Genomic DNA, 17,942 nt, shown 5'->3' with positions numbered 1-17,942 from the left:
GAGGGCTTTTTAGAATGAGTATTTTATGGGTAATCAATGGCATTTTGCTAGTTATTGTACTAGCGATGGTATTCAATGAATTATATTTGAAAATTATGGTGAAACGTTCAGCAAAAATGCTGACGGAAGAAGAATTTAAAGAAACAATGCGTAAAGCACAAGTGATTGACGTTCGTGAGAAAGATACATTTGATGCTGGGCATATTTTAGGGGCGCGCAGCATGCCATACAGCATGTTAAAAACAACAATTGGTTCTCTTCGTAAGGATCAACCTGTTTATCTTTATGATCAGAAGAAAGCTTTAAGTATCCGAGCAGCTAATTTATTACGCAAAAATGGCTATACTGATATTTATATTTTAAAAGGCGGCTATGATGGCTGGACTGGGAAAGTGAAAAAGAGAAATAGTTAATAACAAAAAGAGTTGGTCTTCATTGAGACCAACTCTTTTTGTATAGGAAAGCTTAATAGAGATGTTGCTTTTTGTCAGTCCTCACTTTTTGAGCTACAATAAAGAGAAGAGGTGAAGGCAGATGATTCAAATCAAGCGAGCATATGAAGCACCGACAGAGCAAGATGGCTACCGTGTTTTAGTTGACCGTATTTGGCCACGAGGAAAATCCAAGGAATCTGAAAAGTTAGATGAATGGCTCAAAGAAGTGGCCCCAAGTACAGAGCTACGGAAATGGTTTAATCATGAAGCAAATAAATATCCTGAGTTTAAACAAAAATACCAAGAAGAATTGAAACATGAGCCAACTGCCACAGCATTTAAGCAGTTACAGACGATTGTAAAAAATCAGCCAGTAGTCACGCTGGTCTATGGGGCGAAAGATACAGTGCATAATCAAGCGGTTGTCTTAAAAGAATTATTAGAAAAATAGAGTAGGTGATTGGATGAAAATTGCAATTGTAGGTGCTGGACCCAGAGGCTTATCAGCTGCAGAACGAGTCATTGAATGGGCTCGTAAAACGGAAATAAATGTTCAGCTCACGTTGTTTGATCCATACGGTCCAGGTGGGAAAATTTGGCGAGCAGAGCAACCTAATTATTTATTAATGAACACCGTGATTAGTCAAGTCACTTTATTTACAGATGAATCTTTTAGTGGCGAAGGACCAATTGTTAAGGGCCCTACTCTCTATGAATGGACCCAAACAGAAGCTGCGCAGTACATTCAACAGAAACAACCCTATAATTATCTTGAGTTGTTGAAAGAATGTCATCGCTTTGGACCGAATGATCACTGTTCGAGAGCTTTTTATGGCATGTACCAAAAATGGTTCTATACGTATTTAGCCACGCGATGTAACGAACAAACATCGCTGACGTTTTTTAAAGAGCCAGTAACTGCTGTGCGGGCAGGAGAGGATAACTATTATGTGTACACCCAATCCATTGAGTTTACGGCAGACAAAGTAATTTTAGCTTTGGGTCACCAAGAAAATGAATTAACGACTGTTGAACAAGAGCTTGCGGACTACGCCAAGGAGCATCGTTTGTTTTATTCTTCTCCTAAAAATGCGGCGGATGCTTTATTGGCACTTGCCAATATACCCGCAAAACAACCCGTTGTGTTAAAAGGCTTAGGTTTGGCATTTTTTGACTATTTATCTGCCTTGACGATTGGCCGCGGGGGTGTTTTTTCTCGTCAAAATGGCCGCTTACGTTATGAACCTTCTGGAAGAGAGCCTATTATTATTGCTGGTTCTGGTCGCGGTTTTCCTTCTCATCCTCGAGGGATTAATCAAAAAGGCTACGGGGAAGCCTATCAGCCTGTTTTTTTAACCGAAACGTATTTAGCTGAATGTCGTAAAAAAATACAGGTTACAGGCGCAGAGTTTTTTGGGTATTTAAAAAAAGAAGTGGAATATGTGTATTACACTTGCTTAATCGAAGAAAAATATCCGCATCTTTCTAAAGAGGCCTTTCAACAGCTGTTTATTCAAACCAAGGGAGCGCCAGAAAGCTTAGCCCACTTTGAAAAACAAGATTGGTTTGATTGGCAAGCGTTAGAACATCCTGAAACAAAGAAAACCACTCATGAAAGTTTTCGGTCGTTTTTACTAGAGTATTTAAAATGGGATATTCAAGAAGCAGAGAAAGGCAATCTTAGCGGTCCTTTGACCACTGCTTTAGACAGTTTAAAAGATTTAAGAGATCAGATTCGCTTTGTTTTGGATGAAGGATTATTAACGAATGACGAGAGTCAAAAGTGGTTGTGGCATTGGTTTACCCCGTTGAATACCTTTTTGTCAGTGGGACCTTCTGTTGAAAGAACAGAAGAGCTACAGGCGTTAGTTGAACTGGGATTGGTCACGATTCTGGGGCCAGAAATGCGTGTCGAAATGAAAGCGGGTCAATTTATTACTTATGCTAATTTGTTTCCGGAAAATCGGTATAATAGTCACTTTTTAATTGAAGCACGCATTCCCAAAGTTAATAATGAAAAAAGTTTGAATCCTTTAACGAGGCAGTTGTTAGCCGATAAGCTAGCTACGCTCCATCAACTGGCATTAGCTGATGGTCAAATAGTCAAAACAGGTGCACTCTTGATTGTGCCTGCCACGAATCAAGTCATCACAAAAGATGGGCAGGTGACGACAGGCCTTTTTAGTTGTGGTATTCCAACAGAAGGGATTCATTGGTTAACAGCCGCTGCAGCTCGTCCTGGTGTGGATCCTTGGAATATGCGTGATATGGATCGGATTGCTGCTACTATTTTTAATAGTTAAGAAAAATAGTCAGCTCCTTTGGTAAAAAAGAAAGCATAACAAGTGGTCATCCATCGCTTTGATGGATGACCACTTGTTATGCTTAAGAGAATCAACCGAACCAGAAGCGCTCCTGTTGATTTCTTGGCGTTAGATTTTTTATCTCAACGTCACAGCTATTTTTTAACGTGCAATACGCTTACGCATCGCTTTTTTACGGTTTTCTTCAATCATATCTTCTTTTTCTTCAATTGGATCAATGACTGTTTTTTTAATAGTTGTAGCCACACCGGCTAAAGCAGCAACTGTGATAGCAGTACCGACTAACATACCTGATACAAATTTTTTCATCGTTCATTCCTTCTTTCAAATTGTATTTGTTTCTATTATGACGGAAAAAAGTAAAAAAATCCAATAGTTACAATGATTTTTCATAAACTCTACGACTAATTTAGAGATTTGTTAAAATTTACCAAGTCTTTTCTGTATTTTTATAGGAAAAATGAATAAGGAGAAATGGCCAAATTAAATCCTGTTTACAAAATGAAATAATTCAGAAGTAAACCTTATTTAATGGTACAATAGAAAAAGAAATTAGAGAGTAAAAGGAGCGTATTTATGTCTATTTTAGTATTAGGTGGCGCAGGCTACATCGGCTCACATGCCGTCGATCAATTAATTTCAAAAGGATATGCCGTTGTGGTTGTTGATAATTTATTAACGGGACATCGTTCAGCAGTTCATGAACAAGCGACTTTCTATGAAGGCGATATTCGTGATAAAGCTTTTTTACGTAGTGTCTTTGAAAAGGAATCAATTGAAGGGGTGTTGCACTTTGCGGCCAATTCTTTAGTAGGAGAATCCGTGGAGAAACCGTTAATGTATTTCAATAACAATGTTCATGGCACTCAAATTGCCTTGGAAGTCATGCAAGAATTTGGAGTGAAACACATTGTTTTTTCTTCCACAGCGGCCACTTATGGCGAACCAAAAGCAATGCCTATTACAGAAGAAACCCCAACGAATCCTAAAAACCCGTATGGGGAAAGTAAATTAATGATGGAAAAAATCATGAAATGGTGCGACAACGCTTATGGAATGAAATATGTTGCTTTGCGTTATTTTAATGTTGCGGGAGCAAAAAAAGATGCCTCAATTGGTGAGGATCACACGCCAGAAACGCATATTGTGCCAATTATTTTACAAGTGGCATTAGGCCAACGAGCAGAGCTAAGTATTTTTGGGGATGATTATGATACACCAGATGGCACGTGCATTCGAGATTATGTTTATATTGAAGACTTGATTGCAGCACATATTTTGGCTTTAGAATACTTGAAAAATGGCGGAGAAAGTGACGTCTTTAACCTTGGTAGCAACAACGGCTATTCTGTTAAAGAAATGTTAGATGCTGCTCGCGAAGTGACAGGTCAAGAAATCCCTGCGACAATCGCGCCACGCCGAGCAGGGGATCCTAGTACGTTAATTGCTTCTAGTGAAAAAGCCAAACGAGTTTTAGGCTGGCAACCAGAAGTAACTGAGGTCAAGGACATTATCGCTACCGCTTGGCAATGGCATCAAGCTCATCCACATGGATATCAAGAAAAGTAATAGGAGGAATGAATCGATGACCACGAGTCAAATGATTGCCGATTTTACCACACTTGCTATTCAAGCAGGTGGTTGGATGGAATTGGATCGCTTATATCTTCAGAACCGTTTATTATCAATGATTGGTGAACAAGAATTAGGCGAAGTAGACATACGGCCTGTGGCAACACCCGCCGCTGATTTGGCGGAACAATTGTGTCAAATTGCGAGTGCCAACCAACTTGTAAAAACAGAGCAACAAAAAGAACAGTTCATGGTGCAATTGATGGATTTGTTAACACCGCCACCTTCTGTGGTTAATGCTTTTTTTGCACAACATTATGCTAAAGAGCCACAAGAGGCTACCGAGTATTTTTACCAACTTTGTCAAAAAAACGGTACGGTCATTGAACAGGAAAAACCTGTTGTTTTTTCAACAGTCTATGGTGATTTTTTAGCAAATAAGGTCCACAGTGAGGCGCCAAAAGCAACGCTCTCTGCACAAAACTATCCCCGCTGTGAATGGTGCATGGCAACAGAAGGCTACCAGGGAAGTCAGCAATTTCCTGCGACTACGAACCATCGAGTGATTCGAATGAACTTAGATGGCGAAAGCTGGGGGTTTTCCTTTGTAAAACAGGCACAATATCAGCAACAAGGTGTGATTGCGTTTGAAAAACATCAGGCAGCGAAACGTTCAGTTAAGACTTTTCAGCAATTGTTGAAAATTGTTGAGGTCTTTCCTCATTATTTTGCTGGGATTGATGCTGACTTTGAACAAAATGAGCATGTCTATTATCAAACGGGTTTGCAACAATTTCCATTAGCCGAAGCGAGCATTTCAGAATATGTTGAGTTAGCTAACTATCCTTTAATCAACGCAGGAATGGTGAATTGGCCAGTTGCGACATTTCGCCTAGAGGGACCGAATGCGTCAGAAGTTGCCCAAGCCGCAAATGATATTTTTGAGCAGTGGCAAACGCTGAAACTGCCAACGGATGAGATACAAATCGTTGCACGACGAAAAGAACTTTTATATGTCATGGACTTAATTTTTAGTCGACCTCAAGCAAAGCCTTCGTTAACGTTAGCAGAAGTCCAAGGTTTAACGACTTGGAGCAACCAGAAAACGCAGGCACTTGAAACGGTCGCTTCAGCGTATCAACAGCGACTAAAAGAAGCCAGTGCGTTTGCAGAAACAAGTGAAGGAAAAGCGGCTTTTTTAGCAATGGTTGCACCAGTGACTCGTTAAAAGAAAAAAGATGCCGAATGACTAAAAATCACGTATAATAGATAAGAATGAAAAATAAGGGAGGGTAAAAAATGGCTTATCAAGCACTTTATCGGGTCTGGCGTTCACAACGTTTCGATGACGTAGTAGGACAAAAAGCAATTACTCAGACACTGAAAAATGCGATAGTGCAAAAGAAAACATCTCATGCCTATTTATTTACTGGCCCTCGTGGTACAGGTAAAACCAGTGCCGCAAAAATTTTCGCTAAAGCGATTAACTGTAAACATAGTCAAGATGGTGAACCTTGTAATGTTTGTGAAACCTGTGTAGCCATTACGGAAGGTCGTTTAAATGATGTCATTGAAATTGATGCGGCGAGTAATAATGGCGTGGAAGAAATCCGTGATATTCGTGATAAAGCAAAGTATGCACCGACACAAGCCGAGTACAAAGTTTATATTATTGATGAAGTTCATATGCTATCAACAGGCGCGTTCAATGCACTTTTAAAAACCTTGGAAGAACCACCACAAAATGTTATTTTTATCTTAGCAACGACTGAACCACACAAGATTCCGTTAACGATTATCTCACGGACTCAACGCTTTGATTTTAAGCGAATTAGTACGCAAGATATCGTCGATCATATGGCCCATATCATGCAGGAAATGGCTCTCGATTATGAGGAACAAGCCCTTTATGTGATTGGGCGTGCTGCGGAAGGTGGGATGCGAGATGCCTTGAGTATCTTGGATCAAACGATTTCCTTTAGTGATGAAAAAGTAACACTGGAAGATGCAATGCAAGTGACAGGCAGCCTAACCTATGAAATGATGGATCATTATATTCGGTGTTGTGTCGCTGGTGATGTTGAACGAGCATTAGAAGGCTTGGAAAGTATTTTAGGCGAAGGCAAAGAAGCGCGCCGTTTCTTAGAAGATTTGTTATTATATTGTCGAGATTTGCTGATGTATCAGCAAGCACCGAAGTTATTAGCAGAAAAAGCAGGAACTTTGACAGAAGCATTTAAGGAACTAGCTACACAAACGTCTGCTGAAAAAATCTACCAACTAATCCAAATTTTAAGTGACACACAAAATGAAATCCGCTTTACCAACAATGCGAATATCTATCTGGAAGTAGCCACTGTCAAATTGGCTAAAACGGTGCAACCCAATAAACACAACACGCCAGAAACAACTAATCAAGGTGGTAGTGCAGAGGGAAATCCAGAATTAGCAGATTTACAAAATCAAATCGGGCAACTGAAGAAAGAACTGGCTGAATTAAAGAAACACGGTGTAACTGCCAAAGAAGCAGATGCGCCACGTCAACAAGCACGACCACAAGCGCCAAAAAGTTCGTTCCGCGTACCCACAGAACGGGTATATCAAGTCTTAAACGAAGCGACGAGAACACATTTAATGAATGTGAAAAATGTCTGGGAAGACTTACTGCAAACATTATCTGTGACTCAACGAGCGATGCTAAAGGCTAGTGAACCTGTCGCAGCGAGTCCTAAGGGCATCGTGGTGGCATTTGACTATGAGATTGTTTGTGCTCGTGCAACAGATGATGAAGAGATGCAGTTAGCTTTCAATAATAATTTAAGCCGTTTGATGGACTATACACCAGAGATGGTCTGCATTACTAGAGAAAGCTGGCCAAAACTAAGACAAAGTTTTATTAACCAAAATCAGGGCAGTTTGAATCATTCTGAACCTGAAAATGAAATGGCTCGTCTAGCGGACGAACCGCCTGTAACAAATGAACATTCACAAGAAAATCCAGTAGTAGATGAAGCAATCGCTATGTTTGGTGAAGAGCTTGTCGAAGTACTAGATGATTAATATGAAGGAGTAGAGGAATTATGATGCGAGGAATGGGCAACATGCAAGGCATGATGAAACAAGTACAAAAAATGCAAAAAGAAATGGCCAAAGCGCAAGAAGCGCTAAATGAAAAAGAATTTATCGGTGAAGCCACCAATCAACTTGTGACAGCGACATTTACTGGTGATCGCACAATGAAAGATTTGATCATTAAAGAAGACGTGGTTGATCCTGAAGACGTTGATATGTTACAAGATTTAGTCATTATGGCTGTCAACGATGCGTTAGTAAAAATTGAAAAAGAAACCGAAGCAACTTTAGGTAAATACACCAAAGGAATGCCAGGATTCTAAAAAATAAGACAAACGAAAGTATGAAAAACGTCATGCCCAAAAAATCGAACTTTTTGGGCATGACGTTTTTTCTATTTTTGTGGGAAAACTCTTTGGCAATTTTAGTAGTCGCTTCCAAAAAACTATGCTATACTAAAGCCAATTGAAGAGAAACATTTGGGGTGCTATTAGCTGAGATTATACCCATGGAACCTGAAACAGTTAGGACTGGCGCAGGGAAATGTCTTGAAATTTTGACCGATTATTGCACCCAACTACGTTTATTTGTGGTTGGGTTTTTCTGTCTTTTTCAGTCGCGCCTCCTTTTGCTTCTCGCAGAAAGGAGTTTTTTTACGTGGAAAAAAATCGAATCCACAGAGTTACGTTACTAGCTTTAATGATTGCGATGGACGTCGTATTATCGCCGTTAATGCGAATTGAGGGAATGGCCCCTATGTCCAGTGTCATGAACATTATTGCCGGAGTTTTATTAGGTCCTCTTTACGGAACGATCATGGCACTTGTCTGCGGCTTAATCCGTATGACATTCTTAGGTATTCCGCCATTAGCGTTAACAGGTGCCGTCTTTGGCGCGTTTTTTGCTGGTTTATTTTATCAATGGGGACAAAAATTAGGCTGGTCGATGCTAGGGGAAATTTTTGGGACAGGCATCATTGGCTCGTTATTGTCCTATCCTGTAATGGTTTGGTTTACTGGCAGTAAGCAGAATTTTTATTGGTTCATTTATACACCACGATTTATTGGTGCCACACTGATTGGTTCAGTGATTGCTTGGCTTGTCTTAGTAAAACTGAAAGAAACTCGGGTATTTAAACAAACACAGGAATTATTTTTAGGAGGGTACTTTTATGAAAACAAGCGTTAAGTTTGAAACGATTTTTCCACTGACAACGGCACCATTAATTCAGTGCATTACGAATGAAATTACGTGTGAGTCTATGGCGAATGCATTACTTTATATTGATGCTAAGCCCATTATGGCAGATGATCCCCGGGAATTTCCGCAGTTGTTTCAGCAAACCAGTGCCTTGGTTTTGAATTTAGGCCATTTATCACAAGAACGAGAGCAGAGCTTGTTAGCAGCTAGTGATTATGCTCGGCAAGTGACTAAACCGACCGTGGTCGATTTAGTCGGGTATGGCGCCAGTGATATTCGAAATGAAGTCGGGGAAAAGCTGGTGCACAATCAGCCAACCGTTGTGAAAGGAAATCTTTCAGAAATGCGGACTTTTTGCCAGTTGGTGAGTCATGGTCGAGGAGTAGATGGCAGTCCTTTGGATCAAAGTGAAGAAGCAATTGAGGAACTGATTCAGGCTTTACGTCAACAAATACAAAAGTTTCCCCAGACGGTATTTTTAGCAACAGGGATTCAAGATGTTTTGGTTAGCCAAGAGCAAGTGATTGTCTTACAAAATGGCGTTCCTGAGTTGGATTGTTTCACTGGCACGGGCGATTTAGTCGGCGCATTAGTTGCCGCTTTATTAGGTGAAGGCAACGCGCCAATGACTGCGGCAGTAGCCGCAGTGAGCTATTTTAATCTTTGCGGAGAAAAAGCCAAGACTAAGAGCCAAGGGCTGGCCGATTTTCGCCAAAATACGTTAAATCAGTTATCTCTTTTAATGAAGGAGAAGGATTGGTTTGAGGCGGTGAAAGGACGAGTGCTATGAGAGAGCAATTGAAAGTTTATTTGGTGACAGGTCGGTATGATTTTAGTGATACTGAATTTTTAAAACGAATTGAAACTGCTTGTCGCAGTGGAGTGACATTGGTCCAACTGCGCGAAAAGGAAGTGTCAACACGGCGCTTTTACGAATTAGCAGTGAAAGTTAAAGCGGTAACAGATGCGTATCAGATTCCGTTGATTATTAATGATCGTGTCGATATTTGCTTGGCAGTGGATGCGGCAGGTGTGCATATAGGGGATGATGAATTACCGGTTGCTCTTGTGCGAAAACTGGTTGGGTCCACAAAAATCGTAGGTGTTTCAGCCAAAACGGTGGCACGAGGAGTTGAAGCGGAAAACGAGGGCGCCGATTATTTAGGCGTGGGCGCAATTTTCCCCACAACGACTAAGGACAGTCCGTTAACTTCATTGCAGACACTTTCTGAAATTGCCGCAGCAGTCACGATTCCTGTTGTAGCGATTGGTGGAATCAAAGAAGAAAATATAGAACAACTTATGGGAACGGGAGTGGCTGGTGTTTCACTGGTCAGTGGAATTATGCTGGCTGAACAGATAACCGAGAAAGTTCAAGGGTTGATGCATGTAACGGAGCGAATGTTGGAGGCGAGAAAATGACCGAATATAATTTGACCCCACAAGTAGTCACGATTGCTGGTTCTGATTCTGGTGGGGGAGCTGGCATGCAAGCAGATTTAAAAACATTTCAAGCACGGCAGGCATTTGGCTTAAATATTGTCATTGCATTGACGGCACAAAATACGTATGGCGTGCAAGATAGCTTACCGATTCCTAGTTCATTTATTGATGCACAATTTCAATCACTGGCGGCTGATTTTAAAATTGGGGCAGCGAAAACGGGGATGTTAGCAGATAGTGAGCGTGTCGAAGCTGTTGTTCGCAATTTGCAGAAAGTTGATTTTGGTCCGTTGATTGTCGATCCTGTAATGGTGGCTAAAGGTGGACATCATTTGTTAGAAGCCGAGGCAGTTCAAACGATTAAAGAGCAACTGTTGCCATTAGCAACGGTCGTGACACCTAATTTACCAGAGGCGGAAGTTTTACTAGAGACGACCATCAAGACAGAACAAGAAATGCAGACCGCAGCAAAAAAATTACAGCAATTGGGCACAAAAAATATTATTATGAAAGGCGGACATAGCACAAATCAACAAGCGGCTGATTATGTGTTAATGGAAGACGGTTCGAGCTTTTGGCTAAGTGCACCACGAATTGTAACGAAAAATACTCATGGAACAGGAGATACTTTTTCAGCGTGTATCGCAGCCGAATTAGCAAAAGGCACGCCGTTAGAAGCGGCGATTGTGATTGGCAAACAGTTTATACAAGGGGCCATTAGCCAAGCAATCTCTGTTGGACATGGTCACGGACCTACTAATCATTGGGCCCAATTAACGCAAGATATTCAAGTTATTAAAGCATAAGAAGAGCCTGGGGAAAAATCTAAAATGATTTTTCCCCAGGCTTTAAATAGCTTAAAGTTCCCTCTTAATATAGTTTATAAACGTTTTGTTCACTAATCTTCACATTTTAAATAAATTTCTTGGCCTTGTTCTTGCAAATGAGCCACGTGGGATTCTCCCCAATTACATAAGTTATCTAAGACAGCAGAGAGGCTTTGACCATAATCGCTTAAATAATATTCGACTTTTGGTGGAACTTGGTTGTAAACTTTTCGCTCGATAATGTTGTCTTCTTCGAGTTCCCGTAATTGTTGTGTCAGCATTTTTTGACTAATGCCAGTAATACCGCGTTTTAAATCGCTGGGGCGCATGGCACCGTGCCGTAAATTACACAGAATAATTGGTTTCCATTTGCCGCCAATAACATCCATCGTTGCTTCGACACCAATCGCATATGTACGAGTTTCCAAAAAACATTCCTCCTTAATAGGTTGATAATAAACAAAAGTTACTAAAAGGTACCTATGATACAAAAAAGTAGGTACTTATCAAAATTTCAATCTTAGTATATAGTAATTTTTGTTGAAATTCAAATGTTTTTTAGGAGGAAGAGAATGGAAAAGAAAATTTCACCAAATTTAACGCTCTTTGCATTAGCTATCAATGCTTTCGCAATCGGTTCAACAGAATTTATTAGTGTGGGTTTATTACCAATGATTGTTAAAAGTTTTCATATTAGTCTTTCCCAAGCAGGTTTGACTGTTTCTTTATACGCTTTAGGTGTGACGATTGGGGCGCCGTTATTAACAATTTTGACAGGAAAATGGAATCGTCGCTCATTAATGCTAGGGATTATGATTCTTTTCATTAGTGGGAATTTAATTGCTGCATTTGCGCCAACGTTTATTATTTTATTGGTAGGGCGGATACTTTCTGCATTGGCGCATGGTATTTTCATGTCTATTTCGACTGTCATCGCCGCAGATGTTGTGCCGCCGTCACGTCGAGCCAGTGCCATTGCTATTATGTTTACGGGCTTAACGGTTGCAACAGTGACTGGTGTACCTTTAGGGACGTTTATTGGGCAACAAACAGCTTGGCATATGTCCTTTCTTTTTATAGCCAGTATTGGCTTGGTGGGACTGATTGCTAGTTATTTTTTAGTTCCCAAAAATTTACCGATACCAGGGAAGGTTGACTTAAAAGGAATCACGCGGATTTTTACGAACAAACCCCTCGTTTTATCTTTTCTAATTACTGCTTTTGGTTATGGTGGAACGTTTGCTGCATATACGTACTTGTCACCGTTATTGGAAAATTTAGGCTTTTCAGCCAACGCGGTAGTGATTATTTTAGTTGTTTATGGCATAATGGTCGCAATTGGCAATACAGTAGGTGGTCACTGGGCAAATAAAAAACCTTTAGATTCGTTAGTAAAAATGTTTAGCTTATTAATTCTGTCCTTAGTCTTTTTATTCATTACTGTTTTAATGGATAACAGTCTTCTAGGCTTATTAGCAAGTTTGATGTTGGGCCTATTTGCCTTTATGAATGTACCTGGTTTACAACTATATGTTGTAGAATTAGCGGAAAAGTATGTTCCAGAAGATATCACTTTGGCCTCAGCTTTTAATATTGCAGCCTTTAATATTGGGATTACCGTCGGCTCAATGACAGGTGGGGTGGTCACAGATCATTTATCAGTAACATATACACCGATTTTTGGTGGTTTTATCGTGCTAATTGCTGTCTTGTTCGTACTTTATATTCGGAAGCAAGAAGAACAAAAAAACAACTATCTTTAGAAAACTAAAAAAAGCAGCTGGTCACTATGGAACTGACCAGCTGCTTTTTTTTTAAGCTTTTTTGCGGAAATAATTCCAGCAAGCAATTAAAACAATTACTAATAAGGTTAACAAGAAAATCAGAGAAATGAGGGAGCCCATCGTTGTCCCCTGAGCAAAATTATCTGCGTGGTCTTGAGCGATATTAATAATCGTCGCTACAATGGCCGTCGCAATAGCGCCAGAAAATTGTTGAAGTGTATTAAATAACGTATTGCCGTCGCCAAAATCTTTCTCCTCTAACAAGCTCATACCAGTCGTCATCATATTACTGTATGCAAAACCTAGACCAATCATATAGGTAACATGTCCAGCGACGAATCCTAATAAAACAGGCATCTCTAGTAAAATTGTTAAAGCTAGCCAACCGATTGTCGCCAAACTTAAGCCAAATAATATAGGTTTTTTAGCGCCGTATTGATCCAACACTCGTCCAGAAAGTGGTGCCAAAATGGCCCCGACTGTAGCACCTGGCAGCATGACTAGCCCAGCTACAAACGCATTTTTTCCAAGGACGATTTGAACAAAGTTTGGTAAGACAAAGGAAATACCTAACAATAAGAATTGACAAACTAAAAAGCCACATAAAAATAAAACGAAGGCGGGATTTTTTAAAATTGTCAAACGAACTAGTGGCTGTTCAGCGGTTGTTGCTCGTTTATAAAAAATAACAAAGCCAATAACGGCTGCCAGAAGTGAAAGCCAGCCAAACAATGTACCAATTTTACTTAAAAACATCAACAAACCACTAAATAACAGGGCAATACCAATTAAACTAACCAAATCAAGAGTGGTGGTTTTTTTAACAGGTATTTCTGGAATAGCAGATAATCCCATAAACAAAGAAAGCAGTAAAATAGGAATTAAGAATAAAAAGATGGCGTGCCAAGACAGGGAAGATGTTAAGATTCCACCATACGTTGGACCAATGGCTGGAGCAATTGAAGTGGTCAATGTGCCTACCCCCATCATCGTTCCTCGTTTTTCCAGCGGGGTAAAGTTCAAAATAATATGAAACATCAGTGGCAAAGCAATCCCAGTGCTAGCCCCTTGGAAGAGTCGGCCTAATAACAAGATACTGAAAGATGGCGAATAGACATCAATCGCTAAACCAATCAAAAAGAAAAGATTCGCAACGATAAATAAGCGTCTTAGCGAATAGGTTTTTAATAAATAATTGGATAAGGGCACCATGATAGAAATAACTAATAAATAAATCGTTGTCACCCACTGCACGGTACCGGTGGAAACACCAAATTCCTTTGTTAATGTCGGAAAGGTTACATTCATTGCTGTTTCAATTAATACGCCAGCAAAAGACATAATTCCTGTCGCTAAAACGGCAGGGAATAATCGTACGTTTTTTTGTTCCATTTAATCACCTCTATAGTTTTCATTTTTTCGTAAAAAAATAGAAGCAGTTTCTATAAAAATAGAAACCGCCTCTCTCTCGACACGCAACTTGCGTGTTATCTGTACGATTTGTTTACATGTTGCATTGTAAACAGTTTTTAGGCAATCGTCAAGCAGAAAATAATTAACGTTGCATGAAGAAACTAATAATTGCAAAAATAGCAATGTGAGCTGGATAGAAAATATAAAAGAAATTCCGCATGCCACGGCCTTTTTCACCATTATAAAGAACAATTGGAATCGCTGCTAAAATCATCATCCATTGGTGGTTCACCCCGAATAGTTCTTGGAAATTATAGCTGGCTGCTGAAATCAACGCAACAACGCCAATCGCTGAAATTTGTAACCATTTTTTGCCATGGAATAAATAAAAAGCCACGGCCAAGAGAACAAATAAAAACCCACCTTCTGTCATCATTAGTGATGGCACAATCAGATTGAAAAGTTGGAAACCAATTAAGATAGCAGGGTTGCTTAATATGTCTGGAGAACTAAAAACAACGAGAGGTAGAGCACTGATTAATAAAGGCACAATAAACCAAAGAAGCCCTTTACCAATTTGTTTTTGTTTAAAATAGTCCATAGACTGCATGTAGACCGTACCTAAAAATAACGTCCCAAAAATATTATTGATAATTAAGCCACCTGTTGAAAAATACGCATTTAAAATGCCGTTCAGAATCCCCATAATCCAGAAGCCTAACAATAACCGGAACATGTATTTTCGCCGATTGCTTGTGTGAATGAAGCCTTCAGAACTTTCAAATAAGAAAATAGGTGCAGCAATTCGTCCAATCCATCCGAACCAACCAGGCACGCCTAAAAAACTAAAAAATTGCAATAGATGGTCAAAGACCATTGAAATAACCCCAATGACTTTCAAATGAAAGCCAGTTAATGTTTTACCCATAGTATAAACGCCTCTCTTTCATAAAGAACAATATAACAAAGTTCATAAAAACCAACCATTTATTTGCCTAACAGTTATCTTACAAAATTGTTTGATTTCTTCAGCTTTTGATGAAAGAAAAAAGTACCAAGACTAGTTTTTATAATTATTCTATGCTATAGTAAAAGTACATTTTAATAAAAAACATTTGGGGTGCTGTTATGGCTGAGATGATACCCATTGAACCTGATGCAGTTAGTACTGTCGCAGGGAAATGCCGATTTACTTTGATTTTTCACGCACTCATTCTGTCCTAGGATGAGTGTGTTTTCTTTTATCAGGGTTTATTTAAGTCACTCCTTTTGCTTTTTGTTAAGAGAAAGGAGTTTTTTTATTGAAAAAATGGTCATTGCAACAAGTCGTCTTACTCGCTTTTTTAGCCTTTTTGTTTGGCGGTGTTTTTATGGGGGCAGGGTTCCTCTATGCGTTATTGAATGCTGCGCTGTTACCATTAGGCCTGAGTCCATTTGCCAATGAGCTTTTATTTGGAATGTGGACCATGGTGGCACCAATTGCAGCGATGCTGATTCCACGAGCGGGAAGTGCTGTTTTGGCGGAAGTTTTAGCCGCTTTGGCAGAAATGCTTTATGGTTCGTATTTCGGACCTAGTGTATTAATTTCTGGTGTGATTCAAGGCCTAGGTAGTGAAAGTGGCTTTTTTGTGACACGCTACAAACGGTACGATACACTAACGTTATTTTATAGTGCGATTGGGACGACTATTTTTAGTTATGTGTATGAATACTTTAAGTTTGGTTATGGCAATTACGGTCTGGGGATGAACATTGCTTTAATTAGCGTTCGGTTCGTTTCTATTTGTTTCTTTGGTATTTTATTAACGAAAGTTATTTTACGAATGTTTCAGTCTGCGCAAGGGTTAGCTGTGAAGGCAAAATGAATAGTATCCAATTAAAAGCTGTGTCCTTTTCACGAGAACAACCCTTGTTTGAAAAGACAAATTTAGCAATTCCTCAAGGAACGTTTTCCTTATTAATTGGCGATAGTGGTAGTGGAAAATCAACGCTCTTACGATTGATTGCCGGATTTGCTCCGCTTGATTACCAAGGAGAAATTTTGATTGAAGGAATGGAACGCCGACAATTATCAACTCGTGAAAAGGCGCAAAAAATTGGCATGCTGTTTCAAAACCCCAGTCAACAATTTACAATGAAAACCTTGGAACGAGAACTGATTTTTGCTTTAGAAAATTTAGGAATCTCGCCTGAAGAAATGAACCGAAAAATCCAAACAGCGCTTCAACTTGTTCAGACTCAAACCTTATTCACACGAGAATTAGCGACGTTATCTGGTGGTGAAAAACAAAAAGCGGCGTTGACAGTTCTGCTAGCAATGAACCCAGATATTCTTTTATTAGATGAACCTTTTGCAAGTATTGATCCAACCTCTCGAAAACAATTTATTCAAATTTTAGCAAGACTCCATCAAGCAGGCAAAACGATTTTGGTGTGCGACCACGATTTCAACGATTACGCTGATGTTGTGGACCAAGTCGTCACGTTGAAAAACGGCCAGTTTGAAAAACAACCGTTGACGTTTATCAAAACAAAACCGCAGACATTTCAGCTTACAACTTCTGTGGTAAAACAACCAATGCTCCAATTGAAAAATTTTCGTTTGTCTCAGGGAAAACGAGTGCTACTTGAAGAAAAAGAAGCGCTTTTGTTTAAAGGAATTACCACGTTGACGGGGCCAAATGGGGCGGGAAAATCCACCTTATTAAAAGCCATCGTTCAGAGACAAAAATATCAAGGGAAAATGTTCTTGGCAGGCCGCCGCTTGCGGGCTTCAAAAAAATTGTATCAACACATGACATTAGCGGTGCAACAAGCCAATCGTCAGTTTGTCACGTTGACTTTACGAGAAGAGCTTTTGTTTGGTCAGAACATGACAGCAGAAAAAAGAAGAAAACAAGAGGAAGCCTTAACTTTTTTAGGTTTAAAAGAAAAACTAGAGCACAGTGTTTTTCAACTAAGTGAAGGGCAAAAAAAGATGGTGCAATTAATTAGTTTGCTGAGCTTAGATTTGGACTGTTTACTTTTAGATGAACCTTTTGCTGGATTAGATGAGCGAGCATGCAATTATTTTGTTGAATGGATCAAAGAAAAAAGTGCGCAACAAGATTTTCTAATCGTCACGCATCGGCTAGAACCTCTCTCTGGCGTGAGCAATTACCGAATAGAATTGCTGCAGCAACAACTGATTATCTGGCAGGAGGGAACCACATGCAAATAAAGCAAACAAATGCAGCAATTTATGCTTCTTTGATTCTTATTTTGACCTTTGAATTATCTTTTTCTCAGTCAATTTTGGCAAATTTGGCGGTTTTTATGGGTTGTGTCATTTTTTTAATAGGCCAGCGAAAATCCCGCTTACTGCTTTGGTTATTTTTCTTGCCACTTTTACCAGCAATCGGGACGTTTTGGTCTATTTATTTGCATGGTACGAGTAGTCAACAAGCCTGGCTTTTGTTTAGTCGAACGTATGCCTTTGCCGGTTTAGGACTAGCTTTTGCTGTAGGCGTTGATTTTGAAGAATTATTGTTGTTATTGGAACAAAAGGGGCTAGCACCAAACTTTGTTTATGGAATTTTAGTGGTGGTTCACGCCTTACCGGAAGTGAAAAGAGAAATTAATGATTTAAAAGAAGCGAGCCTACTCCGTGGCAAAACGTTTCATTTTTGGTCGCCGATGCTTTATGTAAAAACACTCCTCGTTGCTGTTTCTTGGCGAGATAAATATACGGAAGCAATGTCTGCCCATGGCTATGAAGAAGGAGCCACCAGAAGTCGAAAAGAGCATTTTGTGTCAGCAAAAGTCAGTCTTGGGCTTGCTATTTTGATCATCATTTTTACCAATTTGTTTATTTTTCTAACGTAAAGGAGAAAC

The 17,942-nt window shown here is 39.6% G+C and carries 19 protein-coding genes and 2 riboswitches; of the genes, 15 read left to right on the top strand and 4 right to left on the bottom strand.

Annotation, left to right across the window (positions count from 1 at the left end; translation table 11 throughout):
* The first annotated feature begins 14 nt into the window (after positions 1–14).
* The 3 genes from IGJ24_RS10960 to IGJ24_RS10950 all read left to right on the top strand — a co-directional run bounded on the left by IGJ24_RS10960 (position 15) and on the right by IGJ24_RS10950 (position 2,737).
* Complete coding sequence (locus IGJ24_RS10960; protein ID WP_002356334.1) at positions 15–413, top strand: rhodanese-like domain-containing protein; 399 nt, start codon at positions 15–17, stop codon at positions 411–413.
* A gap of 121 nt (positions 414–534) precedes the next feature.
* Positions 535–885 carry a DUF488 domain-containing protein gene (locus IGJ24_RS10955; RefSeq protein ID WP_002359411.1) on the top strand — a complete coding sequence of 117 codons (351 nt, stop codon included), beginning with the start codon at positions 535–537 and terminating at the stop codon, positions 883–885.
* Positions 886–898: 13 nt separating this feature from the next.
* Positions 899–2,737: an FAD/NAD(P)-binding protein gene (locus IGJ24_RS10950; RefSeq protein WP_289865788.1), complete on the top strand. Its 1,839-nt coding sequence runs from the start codon at positions 899–901 to the stop codon at positions 2,735–2,737.
* 162 nt (positions 2,738–2,899) lie between these two features.
* Here IGJ24_RS10950 and IGJ24_RS10945 read toward each other — a convergent pair whose 3' ends face one another.
* Positions 2,900–3,067, bottom strand: a complete 168-nt coding sequence (locus tag IGJ24_RS10945; protein ID WP_002356337.1) for a DUF3042 family protein — start codon at positions 3,065–3,067, stop codon at positions 2,900–2,902.
* Between the two features lie 267 nt (positions 3,068–3,334).
* On the opposite strand from IGJ24_RS10945, the gene galE reads away from it, so the two are divergent.
* The 8 genes from galE (at position 3,335) to thiD (ending at position 10,851) form a co-directional block, all read left to right on the top strand.
* On the top strand, positions 3,335–4,327 hold the full coding sequence (galE, locus tag IGJ24_RS10940) for a UDP-glucose 4-epimerase GalE (RefSeq protein ID WP_002388439.1): 993 nt from the start codon (positions 3,335–3,337) through the stop codon (positions 4,325–4,327).
* Positions 4,308–5,558 (top strand): UDP-glucose--hexose-1-phosphate uridylyltransferase, encoded by a 1,251-nt coding sequence (locus IGJ24_RS10935; protein WP_025191025.1) that lies wholly within the window; start codon positions 4,308–4,310, stop codon positions 5,556–5,558. Before galE ends, IGJ24_RS10935 begins: the two co-directional genes overlap by 20 nt.
* Before the next feature lie 71 nt (positions 5,559–5,629).
* Entirely contained in the window at positions 5,630–7,390 is a 1,761-nt protein-coding gene (dnaX, locus tag IGJ24_RS10930; RefSeq protein ID WP_104845939.1) for a DNA polymerase III subunit gamma/tau, read from the top strand.
* 20 nt (positions 7,391–7,410) lie between these two features.
* The gene (locus tag IGJ24_RS10925) at positions 7,411–7,725 is read left to right on the top strand and encodes a YbaB/EbfC family nucleoid-associated protein (protein ID WP_002384048.1); all 315 of its coding nucleotides are present in this window, start codon (positions 7,411–7,413) and stop codon (positions 7,723–7,725) included.
* 147 nt (positions 7,726–7,872) lie between these two features.
* Positions 7,873–7,961, top strand: a riboswitch (TPP riboswitch).
* Between the two features lie 140 nt (positions 7,962–8,101).
* Positions 8,102–8,590: an energy coupling factor transporter S component ThiW gene (gene thiW / locus IGJ24_RS10920; RefSeq protein WP_002376474.1), complete on the top strand. Its 489-nt coding sequence runs from the start codon at positions 8,102–8,104 to the stop codon at positions 8,588–8,590.
* The gene (locus IGJ24_RS10915) at positions 8,574–9,392 is read left to right on the top strand and encodes a hydroxyethylthiazole kinase (protein ID WP_289865789.1); all 819 of its coding nucleotides are present in this window, start codon (positions 8,574–8,576) and stop codon (positions 9,390–9,392) included. The genes thiW and IGJ24_RS10915 overlap by 17 nt, the downstream gene beginning before the upstream one ends.
* Entirely contained in the window at positions 9,389–10,024 is a 636-nt protein-coding gene (gene thiE, locus IGJ24_RS10910; protein ID WP_289865790.1) for a thiamine phosphate synthase, read from the top strand. Before IGJ24_RS10915 ends, thiE begins: the two co-directional genes overlap by 4 nt.
* Positions 10,021–10,851, top strand: coding sequence for a bifunctional hydroxymethylpyrimidine kinase/phosphomethylpyrimidine kinase (gene thiD / locus IGJ24_RS10905; protein ID WP_002362487.1), 831 nt, complete (start codon positions 10,021–10,023; stop codon positions 10,849–10,851). Before thiE ends, thiD begins: the two co-directional genes overlap by 4 nt.
* Before the next feature lie 92 nt (positions 10,852–10,943).
* On the opposite strand, the gene IGJ24_RS10900 is transcribed toward thiD, so the two are convergent.
* Complete coding sequence (locus IGJ24_RS10900; protein WP_002356348.1) at positions 10,944–11,300, bottom strand: winged helix-turn-helix transcriptional regulator; 357 nt, start codon at positions 11,298–11,300, stop codon at positions 10,944–10,946.
* Between the two features lie 144 nt (positions 11,301–11,444).
* Between IGJ24_RS10900 and IGJ24_RS10895 the strand changes: the two genes are divergently transcribed.
* Positions 11,445–12,635: an MFS transporter gene (locus tag IGJ24_RS10895; RefSeq protein ID WP_289865791.1), complete on the top strand. Its 1,191-nt coding sequence runs from the start codon at positions 11,445–11,447 to the stop codon at positions 12,633–12,635.
* 51 nt (positions 12,636–12,686) lie between these two features.
* Here the strand turns inward: IGJ24_RS10895 and IGJ24_RS10890 are convergent, their stop codons facing one another.
* Both IGJ24_RS10890 and IGJ24_RS10885 read right to left on the bottom strand, forming a co-directional pair.
* A complete protein-coding gene (locus IGJ24_RS10890; protein WP_002382490.1) occupies positions 12,687–14,048 on the bottom strand; it encodes an MFS transporter in 1,362 nt (453 codons plus the stop codon).
* A 163-nt stretch (positions 14,049–14,211) separates the two neighbouring features.
* Positions 14,212–14,997, bottom strand: a complete 786-nt coding sequence (locus tag IGJ24_RS10885) for a TraX family protein (RefSeq protein WP_002362333.1) — start codon at positions 14,995–14,997, stop codon at positions 14,212–14,214.
* Positions 14,998–15,175: 178 nt separating this feature from the next.
* Positions 15,176–15,266, top strand: a riboswitch (TPP riboswitch).
* 104 nt (positions 15,267–15,370) lie between these two features.
* Between IGJ24_RS10885 and IGJ24_RS10880 the strand changes: the two genes are divergently transcribed.
* The 3 genes from IGJ24_RS10880 to IGJ24_RS10870 are packed head-to-tail and all read left to right on the top strand — an operon-like array spanning position 15,371 to position 17,933.
* Complete coding sequence (locus IGJ24_RS10880) at positions 15,371–15,934, top strand: ECF transporter S component (RefSeq protein ID WP_289865793.1); 564 nt, start codon at positions 15,371–15,373, stop codon at positions 15,932–15,934.
* The gene (locus IGJ24_RS10875) at positions 15,931–17,289 is read left to right on the top strand and encodes an ABC transporter ATP-binding protein (protein ID WP_002379779.1); all 1,359 of its coding nucleotides are present in this window, start codon (positions 15,931–15,933) and stop codon (positions 17,287–17,289) included. The genes IGJ24_RS10880 and IGJ24_RS10875 overlap by 4 nt, the downstream gene beginning before the upstream one ends.
* On the top strand, positions 17,280–17,933 hold the full coding sequence (locus tag IGJ24_RS10870) for a CbiQ family ECF transporter T component (RefSeq protein WP_002362491.1): 654 nt from the start codon (positions 17,280–17,282) through the stop codon (positions 17,931–17,933). Before IGJ24_RS10875 ends, IGJ24_RS10870 begins: the two co-directional genes overlap by 10 nt.
* The last annotated feature ends 9 nt before the right edge of the window (positions 17,934–17,942 follow it).

It is taken from the genome of Enterococcus sp. DIV0546 (assembly GCF_051712785.1).
Lineage (GTDB): Bacteria > Bacillota > Bacilli > Lactobacillales > Enterococcaceae > Enterococcus > Enterococcus faecalis.
This window is presented reverse-complemented; position numbering and strand designations above follow the sequence as displayed.